Origin of the sequence: Streptomyces sp. NPDC049577 (assembly GCF_040675635.1) — a bacterium.
Classification (GTDB): Bacteria; Actinomycetota; Actinomycetes; order Streptomycetales; family Streptomycetaceae; genus Streptomyces.
In genome coordinates this window covers 1-9,738 of the sequence record NZ_JBFAPH010000236.1, presented here as the reverse complement: position 1 = coordinate 9,738, position 9,738 = coordinate 1, and the positions used below count along the sequence as shown (strand labels likewise).

Here is a 9,738-nt window from a genome sequence, read left to right as displayed (position 1 = left end):
GGCGGCCGGGAGGAACGTGCGTCTGCGGGTGGGGGACATCTCGTGTGCGTCCTTTCACCTACGACGTCATGACAGTTCGGTGGCCGCGAACTCCTTGAGCCAGGCCCGGAACTCCGGGCCGATGTCGGCACGTTCGCACGCCAGCCGCACGGTGGCCCGAAGATAGTCGGCCCGGTCCCCCGTGTCGTACCGCCGGCCCCGGAAGACCACCCCGTGCACCGGGCCGCCGGCGCCGGTGGTCGCCAGCTCGTGGAGCGCGTCGGTGAGCTGGATCTCCCCGCCGCGCCCGGGCGCGGTGCGCCGCAGGACGCCGAAGACCGCGGGGTCCAGCACATAGCGGCCGATCACGGCGTAGCCGCTGGGCGCGGTGCCGGGGGCGGGCTTCTCCACCAGCCCGGTGACGCGCAGGACGTCCTCCTCCGTCTTCGGCCCGACCACCGCGCAGCCGTAGAGGTGCGCCCGCTCCCGGGGCACCTCGGTCAGGGCGACGACGCTGCCGCCGTGCCGCTCGCGCACCTCGATCATGCGGGAGAGCAGCGGGTCCCGGGGGTCGATGAGGTCGTCGCCGAGCAGCACCGCGAAGGGGTGGGACCCCACGTGCGAGGCGGCGGCGAGGACCGCGTGCCCGAGGCCGAGCGGATCGCCCTGGCGGGCGTAGTGCACGGTGGCCAGCGTGCTGGAGCGGCGCACGAGGGCGAGGCGCTCGTGGTCGTTCTTCGCCTCCAGCACGGACTCGAGCTCGTGGGCCCGGTCGAAGTGGTCCTCCAGGGCGCGCTTGTTGCGGCCGGTGATCATCAGCACGTCGCTCAGTCCGGCGGCCGCGGCCTCCTCCACGACGTACTGGATCGCCGGCTTGTCGACGACGGGCAGCATCTCCTTGGGCGTCGCCTTGGTGGCGGGCAGGAAGCGCGTGCCCAGGCCCGCGGCGGGGATGACGGCCTTGACCACGGGGGCGGGGGCGGATGTCTGCATGGCGGGCGTGGCCGGGGCCACTGCTCTCCTTGTCTTCACGGGACGGTTGGGGGGTGTCCGGTGGGTCTGCGCGGGTGAAGGAGCGGCGTCTGGCGCCTGCGATCGCAAGGCGGAGGAGGGAGTCGACGCGGAGCGTCGGCGACCGACGACAACGCCGCGAGTGCTGGTGCCAGGCGTCGCGACGCCGCGCAGACCCACCGGACACCCCCTAACGCCGCGTCCAGATGCGGTAGACCCCCGTGCCGGAGGAGGTCTTGAACGGGACGGTGGCGGACAGCCGGTAGTGCGGGTTGCTCCTGAGCTCGGTGGCGATCAGCAGGTCCTCGCCGGTCGAGGTGTGCAGGCCGTCGAGCACGACGATGTCGAACCAGCCGTCGGCGAGCGCCCTGCGGTAACCGTCCTTGCCGGTGTGGACGGTGCCGGCGGGGTCCTTGTAGCTGATCTCGGACGTGGAGGTCCACTGGCCCGGGCTCGTGCGGTCGCGCAGGTAGTACAGCGGCACCTCGCGGGCCGAGCTGAGGTAGCGGCCCTTGCCGTCGACCTGCGGGCGCAGCGCCTGCACCAGGTGGGTGGAGTCGGGCCAGACGCCGAAGCGCCAGTCCGACTGGGCGATGCCCATGCAGAGCATGCCGACCCAGAGCATGATGCCCAGCTGCGGGTAGCGGAAGTGCGCGCCGACCAGGCGGCTGACACCGATGCCGGCCATGGGCGCGGCGAAGAGCAGCCCGAGGCCGACGTGCTTGTACAGGGACTCGCCGTCGCCCACGTACATCTGGCAGGCGGGGGCGATCAGGGCGGTGCCGCAGAGCAGCAGGCCGATCAGGGCCCGCCAGCGCCAGCCGGGTCCGGTCAGTTCCAGGGAGCGGGGGGACTCGTTCATCCGGCCGCGGCGCACGTAGGACACGGCGCCGAGGCAGGAGGTGAGGAACAGCAGCCCGCTCCAGGCGCCGAATCGTTTCAGCAGGTCGGTGACGCCGTCGATGCCGTGCGGCTGGACGAGGACGGTGTCCTGTACGGCCGTCAGGGTGCCGGTGGCGAAGAGCCAGCCGCCGGCCAGTGCGGCGACACCCAGGAACAGCAGCAGGCCGCGCAGGGCCGACCGTCCGCGGTGGTGCGGCCAGGCGGTGAGCACGGCGAGCACCAGCAGCGTCGGCACGTACAGCACCGCGCCGTACTTCACGGCCACGGCCAGTGCCGCCACCGGGGCGGCGAGCAGCACGGCGAAGAGCGGCGCCCGGCCGGTGCGCACGACGATCCAGGCGGCGACCGCCAGGAGGAAGCCGGCCGCGGCGTCGTAGGTCGCGAGGTTGCCCAGCACGATCGTGGACTGGGTGACGGCGAACATGGCGGAGGCGAGCAGCGCCACCCGCTCGTTGAACATGCGCCGGGTGAAGGAGTACAGCAGCGCCGTGGTGCCCAGCGTGAGCACCAGGCTCAGCGCCCGTGCCCCGGCCAGTCCGAGGGAGGACTCGACGAAGGCGGCCAGCACCGGGTAGAGGACGGGCGAGCCGGAGAAGTGCCGGTCGTAGCCGTCGGGCAGCGCCGTGCCGTGCAGCAGGTGGTCGAGTTCGACGTGGCCCGTGTAGAGGGCCAGCGCCTCGTCCTGGAAGGCGGTGTTGGCGAGCCGCAGCGAGAGCACCGCCTGGACGACCAGGACGCACAGCAGCACGGCCCGGCTGACCCAGCCGCGGCGGCGGCTGTCGGCCATGTCCCAGCCCGCGTCGGGTGTCGGGGGGATGCGGTAGCCCGGCTCGTCCGCCCCCTCGGCCCCGGCCTCGGTCCCGGCGTACGGCTCGGCGGTGTACTGCTCGGCGGCGTACGGCTCGGCCGGCGCGGAGGTGTGCTCGTGCGGGGTGTCGTGCGGCTGCCCGGGGCCGGCGCCGAACCACTGCGCGTGCGGCAGCGGCCGGCCCTGGGGTTGCCCCTGCCACTGCCGGTCGTACTCGTCGAACTCGTCGTACGACTGCTGCTCGGGACCGGTCACCTGGCCGCCGGTCCAGCCCAGCCCGTAGTAGGCGTCGTCGTGCTCGGCCCCGTGCCCGGCCCGCTGCTCGGGTATGCGGTTCACTCGTGTCCCGGGATTGTTGTTCGAAGGCTCCATCATGGTTTCCGCACGTCGAAGCCGAAGGTGTCGTCCGCCGCGAGCCGTTTGAACTCGGCGAGCGCCGGGGTGTCGGCGACCAGGCGCCAGTCGGCGCGCTTGCTGTAGTCGAACCAGATGAATCCGACGACGTCCTTGCGGGCCTTGATGCCCTTGAAGAGGCTCACGATGGCGCTGCGCCGCTTGGGGTCCGTGTCCGCCGCGGTCTCCAGGACGAGGAGCGGTTTGCGGGTGAAGGTGCGTACCTTGGCGATGGTCGGTCCGAAGACCGCGTCGAAGGTGTAGGGCTGGTCGTGGGTGAAGTAGCCGACCATGCCCACCCAGTCGACGTAGTCGTCGCCCGGGTAGTAGTCATGGATGTCGATCTTCTTCACCGGGTTGATGATGTTCGGCGACCAGGCCCAGATGACGTTCACGGCCCCGGCGTCGACGAACACGTCGTGCACGTGCTTCCAGGCCCGGACGTAGTCGGCGGCCTTGACGTACTTGGTGCCCCACTTCTCCCAGTGGCCGTTCATCTCGTCGGCGAAGCTCATGACGATGGGGAGGTTGAGGTTGCGCACGGACTCGGCGTACCGCTTGACGTACGCGTCCGACTTGCCGTCGGCGATGTCCGCGATGGTGGTGTCGTCCGGCTCCCAGGAGACCACGGTCATCGCGCCGGTCTTCCAGGCCTTGTGGACGCCCGCGGTGTTGTAGTCGTCGCCCCAGGCCGCGTAGTACTCCAGCAGGTCGGGGCGCTTGCCCACCAGCTCGGCGTACTTGTCGGCCCCGGCCATGGAGGACGGCGCGTCCTCCAGCGCGGCGCCGAAGAACTTCCTGCGGGGCTGGACGAGGGGCTGGATGTCGAACGGCCGGATGATGTCCTCGGACGGCGGGGGCAGGTCCACGGAGCGTCCGGTGGCCTCGCCGCCGGATATCAGCTCGGCGCAGCCGGAGAGGCCGATGGCCATCGCGCCCACCAGGAGCACGGCGACCGCGGCACGGGCCAGACGGGATCTCATGCTGCGGCGTTCTCCGTGTTCTGGGGGCTCTCCGCCCGGGGCTGGATCAGGACCCGGCCGACGACCAGGGCGTAGAAGAGACCGGTGGACAGGATCAGCGAGAAGTCGGGAGCGTACATGGTGAGCATGCGCCAGACGGCGGCGCCCACCCAGACGACCGCGGTGCCACCGCTCCACACCCACATGCCGATCCAGAAGCGCCGGGTCTTGTTCTTCTTGGCGCCGGACGAGCCGGTCGGCTGCCAGCCCATGCGGTTCTTGCGGAGGATGTCCCAGATGGCGAAGACGTGCGCCCAGCCGTACATCATGCGGGCGGCCCACGCCTCCAGCCGGTAGGGGGCCTTGTGCCACATCGGGAAGATGATGGTGGTGTACAGGATGCTCGGCAGGACCAGCAGCAGGTGCTCGACCTTCAGCTTGTCCGGCATCGCCAGCAGCAGCACGATCGGGATGACCGGGGCGGCGAAGGTGAACAGCGCCGTGTGGATGTAGTAGAAGAACCCGGACATGTAGCACAGCCGGCTGGAGAGCCTGATCCTCGCCTTCCAGAACTTCCGGCTGGACAGCAGGCTCATGGAGCCGGAGCACCAGCGGTACTGCTGGTTGAAGAAGGCGCCGGCGGAGTCCGGGCAGACCCCGGTGGACACCGCGACCGGCACATAGCGCAGGTCCCAGCCGAGATTGCGCAGATCGAATCCGGTGTGCACGTCCTCGGAGTGCTCGATCAGCGTCGTGCCGCCGTTCTCGTCGAGCGCCGCGCGCCGGTAGACGGCGCAGCTGCCGACGCAGATCGCGCCGTCGCTGCCCTGCCGCGACACCTGGACGGAACGGTAGAAGAGCTCCTGGACGGCCCCGGCTCCGCGCTCGATCCAGTTCTGCGAGTCGAGCACCCGGAAGAACTGCGGCGACTGCACGATGCCGATGCGGTCGTCGTTCTCCATATAGGGGAGGAGTTCTTCCAGGAGATCGGCGCGGGGCGCGAAGTCGGCGTCGAGGATGAGGATGTACTTTCCGTCCGACTGCCCGTAACCGAAGTGCATGTTGCCGGCTTTCTTGAACCAGCCGCGATTGGGGCGGGTTCCGTAACGAAAGCCGAAATCGGCCGCCATCGCCTCCAGTTCGGGGTCGGCGCCGTCGTCCATCACGAACGGCAGGCAGACCCCGGGGTAGCGGTCGGCGAGCGCGCGCACGTGCGTCCAGGTGTTGTGCAGCACCTCGATGGGCTCGCCGCACACGGGGAGGAAGACGTCGACCGACGGGTACTCGGCGGGCTGCCAGTCGCGGACCAGCCGCCGGTGGGCCTTGAGGTCGAAGTCGCGGGTGAAGGCGTTCACCCGCAGCGAGATCAGGTAGTAGACCACCGTGAAGACCAGCAGCGGCACATACACCCAGAGCATCGGCGTCGACGACGCGAGCTTGAACTGGCTCACCACGAGGCAGCAGAAGCTGACCAGCGAGCTGAGCGTCAGCACCCACAGATGCCGTTTGGCGTAGGCGTACTTCTCACGCTCCGTGGGCGGCTGGGGCAGCAGTCCCCCGGGTACGACCTCCCCGCGCCCGGCCCGCCGCCGGCCTCCGCCGACGCGCGACCGGTGCCCGCCCGCACGGGCAGGCTGAACTGCACTCATTCACACTCCCCCGAGCCCCTGGCCCGACTACCCGCCCTGCAACACGCCCAGCGGTCAAGGCCGATGAGCGAACGGAATTATATACAGGTAAAGGGGAAGTAAAGCCTACGGGTGCTGCATTCCGATTTCGATCTTTACGTCGTGTGAATGGGGCGGAAACGGCACGCGTGAGGCATTCGCCGTGCCGGACCCGCCCGGACCCGCTAGACCCGCCGCCACTCCCCCAGGCTCAGCCCGGCCCCGGGCTCCTGGCGGGCGACGCGCAGGGCGCCGTCCGCGCCGATCGCCGCGACGACCACGCGGTCATGCGCGTCGAGGGCCAAGGCCGGGGTCCCGGCGCAGGTTTCGCCCGTCTCGGACCAGGCGGCACCCGCCGGGACGGCCTCGTCGGCGGGGTGGGCCGCCACGGCCGGGAGGCCGGAGGCGGCGCGCTGGGCGAGGACCACGCAGGGGCGGTCGTCCAGGGTGGTGTGGAGGACGGCGACCGGGCCGGTGCCTCCGGTGGCGAGGGAGCCGAGGGCCGCGGGGACGGGGGCCTCGGCTCCGGCCTCGCTGCCCGCGCCCGTGGGGGCGTCGGCGCACTGGGTGTGCAGGGCGGAGTCGGCGGCGGAGCGCCAGTAGTGGGCGACGCGCCCGTCGCCGACGGGGACGGAGGTCGAGCCGGCGAGCGGCTTGGCGGGGGTGTTGAGGACGCGCCGCAGGGGGCCACCCGGCTCCTCCTGACGCCAGCGCAGGACGTACTCGCTCGCGGTGGCGAGGAGTTCGACACGGCCCTCGGCGGTCGCGGCGGCGGAGAGCGTCTCCAGGACGTGACTGCCCTTCAGGTCGGCCCAGGGCCCCCAGATTCCGCGCGCGTCCTGGCGCCGGCCGCACACGCCGCCGCCCGCGTTGCGCACGAAGACGTGCGGCCCCGCGGAGTCGACGACGATCGTGGGCGGGCCGACCTGCGCGGCGCGGTCCCAGTCCTGGCCGTAGGGCGTGCCGATGGAACGCCAGGGCGTCAGGGAACGGCCCGGCTGGAACTGGGTGGCGTAGACGATGTCGGTCTCGGTCCGCTTGTGCCCGTCGGGCGTCTCGACCTCGCGGCGCCGTACGCCGGTGAGGTAGACGTAGCCCTCGGCGCTACGGGCTATGGAGAGGTACGGATCCAGGCCGGGGACGGCGAAGTGCTCGGGCCCGGTCCATTCGGGGCCGCCGGGGCGGACCTCGGTCCAGCGCGTGAAACCGCCGGCGGCCGGGGCGTAGGCCGTGAGCCGGCCGTCCTTCCCCCGGGTCAACCAGCCGGTGGTGGGGGTGGCCGTCCGCACTGCCATGACCGCTGCCAGCCTCTCTTGGAGCCCAAATTCAATCGACCCCCGACCATAACATCGCGAAGTGACGGCCCATTCTGGCGGAATGGCCGTGGGAGGCTGCCGATATGAGTGCCGACACGACTCGTGAGCCCGCCGCACCCGTCCTGCTCGTCGTCGACGCCGCGAACGTCGTCGGATCCGTGCCGAACGGCTGGTGGCGGGACCGCCTCGGCGCCGCGGAGCGCCTGCGGGACCGGCTGGTGGCGCCGGCGGAGCACGGGCTGCCGGAGGCGGACGTCGAACCGCCGTTGCCGGGCCCGTTGGAGGTGGTGCTCGTGGTCGAGGGGGCCGCGCGCCGGACGGAGGGGGTGCCGGGGGTGCGGGTCGAGGCGGCCGGTCCCGGCGAGAGTGGCGACGACCGCATCGTGCGTGTCGTGGCGGACCGTGCCCCGGGACGGCGCTGCGTGGTGATCACGGCGGACCGGGAGCTGCGCCGGCGCGTACGGGCGCTGGGCGCCGAGGTGACCGGCCCCCGCGTGGTGGCGGCGACCGGCGGCCCCGGTCCAGGAGGGGAGTGACCGGGACCGCCGGGGGCGTCCGAGGGGAACGAACGCCCGGAGGGAGTCCTCGGGATCGACGAGGAGGGTGCCGTTCCCAGGAGTCCCAGGCGCCACAAGCAGTAAATATATATACCGCCGAGTACGCAAGGGTAAGAAAATTTTCATTCGGTGGGTGACGATGGGGACACGCGCTGCGGCCCCCGGTCGGGCCTCGGCGGGTCAGGCCTCAGCGGTCCGGCGTCAGCGGGCCGGCGTCAGCGGTCCAGGAAGAAGTCGTGCTGCTCGGCGGCCTGCTCGTACTTCTCCAGCCGGAGCTGCGTGCGCTCCGGGTCCGCGTCGGCCATGGCCTGGAGGAGGGCGGCGGAGAGCACGCCGGGAGCCGCGTAGGAGTCGAAGACGAGCCGCGAGCCGGTGCCCGCGGTGAAGACCACATCGGCCTCGTCCGCGAGCGGGCCCGGCGTCACGTCGGTGATCAGCACGACCCGCAGGCCCGTGCGGCGCGCGACCCGCATCGCCGCCAGGGTCTCGTGGGCGTGCCGCGGCATGGCGAAGGCCAGCACCCAGGTGCCGCCGGCCTCCCGCGCCTGGAGCAGCGCGTCGTAGGCCACGCTGCCGCCGCGGGAGACCAGGCGCACGTCGGGGTGGATGCGCCGGGCCGCGTACGCCACGTACTCGGCGAGCGAGACGGAGATCCGCAGTCCCAGGATCGTCAGGGGCACGGAGCGGGCGAGCTCGCGGCCGACCTCCAGCACCCGGTCGGGGTCGGCGAAGACGTGGCGCAGGCTCGCCAGGTTCTCGATCTCGGCGTCGACGGCCGCCTGCAGTTCGTTGCGGCGGTCCGGCTCCCTGGCCTCCGGGGAGCCGGCGAGGGCGGTCAGGGCGATGGGCTGCAAGGCCTCCCGCAGCCCGGGATAGCCGCTGAAGCCCAGCGAGGTCGCGAAGCGGGTCACCGACGGCTGGCTGACGCCCACCCGCTCCGCGAGGTCGGTGATCGACAGGAAGGCGGCCTCGGTGAGGTGGTCGGTGATGTACTGCGCGATGCGCCGCTGCGCGGGCGAGAGCCGGTGCCCCCCGAACAGGGCGCGCACCTTCTCGGCGGGCGGCGGCTCCGCCTCCGGGGACCGTCGTCCGGGCGTGATCGCCGACGCCTGCGCGCGTGCCTGCTGCCCTGATGGCACCGGCGTGCCTCCTTATCGCCTCTCCGGCTCAACATAGCCCACCGGGCGAAGGGGGCTAAAGGCTCCGTTCCCCCCTGGGCCGCGCGGGCCGCCCGGCCGCCCGGCCGACCCGGCTGTGCCGCGCCCCGTAGACGAAGTACAGGCCGGAGCCCAGCAGCATCCACACCGCGAACCGCACCCAGGTCTCGGCCGGCAGGTTCAGCATCAGCCAGATCGAGGCGATCACCGACAGCACGGGCACGTAGGGCACGAAGGGGGTGCGGAAGGCCCGCGGGAGGTCGGGCCGGGAACGGCGCAGGATGATGACGCCGAGCGCGACGACGACGAAGGCGAAGAGCGTGCCGATGTTGACGAGCTCCGCGAGCACGTCGATGGAGGTGAAACCCGCGACGACGGCCACCACGAGGCCCAGGGCCAGGGTGGAGCGGTAGGGCGTGCCGAAGCGGGGGTGGACGGTGGAGAAGAACCTCGGCAGCAGTCCGTCGCGGCTCATGGCGAAGAAGACGCGGCTCTGCCCGAGCAGCAGGATCATGCAGACCGAGGTGAGGCCGACGGCCGCGCCGAAGCTGATCAGCCCGGCCCAGAAGGGGTGCCCGACGGCCTTGAAGGCGTCGGCGAGCGGCGCGTCGGTGGACAGGTCGCTGTACTTCTGCATGCCGGTGACGACGATGGACACGGCGACGTAGAGCGCGGTGCAGATGGCGAGGGAGCCGAGGATGCCGCGCGGCACGTCGCGCTGCGGGTTGTGGGTCTCCTCGGCGGCCGTGGCGACGATGTCGAAGCCGATGAAGGCGAAGAAGACGACGGCGGCGGCCGCGAAGATGCCCATGACGCCGAAGTTGGACGGCGTGAAGCCGAAGATCAGCTCGATGAGCGGCGCCGCGAGCCCGCCGCCGGCCGCGGCGCCCTTGGACGGCGGGACGAACGGCTCGTAGTTGGCACCGCTGATGAAGAACGAACCGGCGATGATGACGAAGAGGACGACGGTGACCTTCACGCCGAC

At 71.6% G+C, this 9,738-nt stretch carries 8 protein-coding genes; 1 reads left to right on the top strand and 7 read right to left on the bottom strand.

Going from position 1 to position 9,738, the window contains the following annotated elements:
- Nucleotides 1-66: 66 nt before the first annotated feature.
- The 5 genes from AB0K09_RS23480 to AB0K09_RS23460 all read right to left on the bottom strand — a co-directional run bounded on the left by AB0K09_RS23480 (nucleotide 67) and on the right by AB0K09_RS23460 (nucleotide 7,018).
- Complete coding sequence (locus AB0K09_RS23480; RefSeq protein WP_366067348.1) at nucleotides 67-972, bottom strand: UTP--glucose-1-phosphate uridylyltransferase; 906 nt, start codon at nucleotides 970-972, stop codon at nucleotides 67-69.
- A gap of 208 nt (nucleotides 973-1,180) precedes the next feature.
- Nucleotides 1,181-3,040: a glycosyltransferase family 39 protein gene (locus AB0K09_RS23475; protein ID WP_366067346.1), complete on the bottom strand. Its 1,860-nt coding sequence runs from the start codon at nucleotides 3,038-3,040 to the stop codon at nucleotides 1,181-1,183.
- A 32-nt stretch (nucleotides 3,041-3,072) separates the two neighbouring features.
- Nucleotides 3,073-4,077 carry a glycosyl hydrolase gene (locus tag AB0K09_RS23470; RefSeq protein ID WP_366067345.1) on the bottom strand — a complete coding sequence of 335 codons (1,005 nt, stop codon included), beginning with the start codon at nucleotides 4,075-4,077 and terminating at the stop codon, nucleotides 3,073-3,075.
- The gene (locus AB0K09_RS23465) at nucleotides 4,074-5,510 is read right to left on the bottom strand and encodes a glycosyltransferase family 2 protein (RefSeq protein ID WP_366067347.1); all 1,437 of its coding nucleotides are present in this window, start codon (nucleotides 5,508-5,510) and stop codon (nucleotides 4,074-4,076) included. Before AB0K09_RS23465 ends, AB0K09_RS23470 begins: the two co-directional genes overlap by 4 nt.
- Before the next feature lie 398 nt (nucleotides 5,511-5,908).
- Nucleotides 5,909-7,018 (bottom strand): hypothetical protein, encoded by a 1,110-nt coding sequence (locus AB0K09_RS23460; protein WP_366067344.1) that lies wholly within the window; start codon nucleotides 7,016-7,018, stop codon nucleotides 5,909-5,911.
- Nucleotides 7,019-7,122: 104 nt separating this feature from the next.
- Here AB0K09_RS23460 and AB0K09_RS23455 point away from each other — a divergent pair, with 104 nt between their 5' ends.
- A complete protein-coding gene (locus tag AB0K09_RS23455) occupies nucleotides 7,123-7,575 on the top strand; it encodes an NTP pyrophosphohydrolase (RefSeq protein WP_366067343.1) in 453 nt (150 codons plus the stop codon).
- A gap of 236 nt (nucleotides 7,576-7,811) precedes the next feature.
- On the opposite strand, the gene AB0K09_RS23450 is transcribed toward AB0K09_RS23455, so the two are convergent.
- Nucleotides 7,812-8,735 (bottom strand): MurR/RpiR family transcriptional regulator, encoded by a 924-nt coding sequence (locus tag AB0K09_RS23450; RefSeq protein ID WP_366067342.1) that lies wholly within the window; start codon nucleotides 8,733-8,735, stop codon nucleotides 7,812-7,814.
- Between the two features lie 55 nt (nucleotides 8,736-8,790).
- On the bottom strand, nucleotides 8,791-9,738 hold a 948-nt coding region (locus tag AB0K09_RS23445; RefSeq protein WP_366067341.1), incomplete at its 5' end, for an amino acid permease.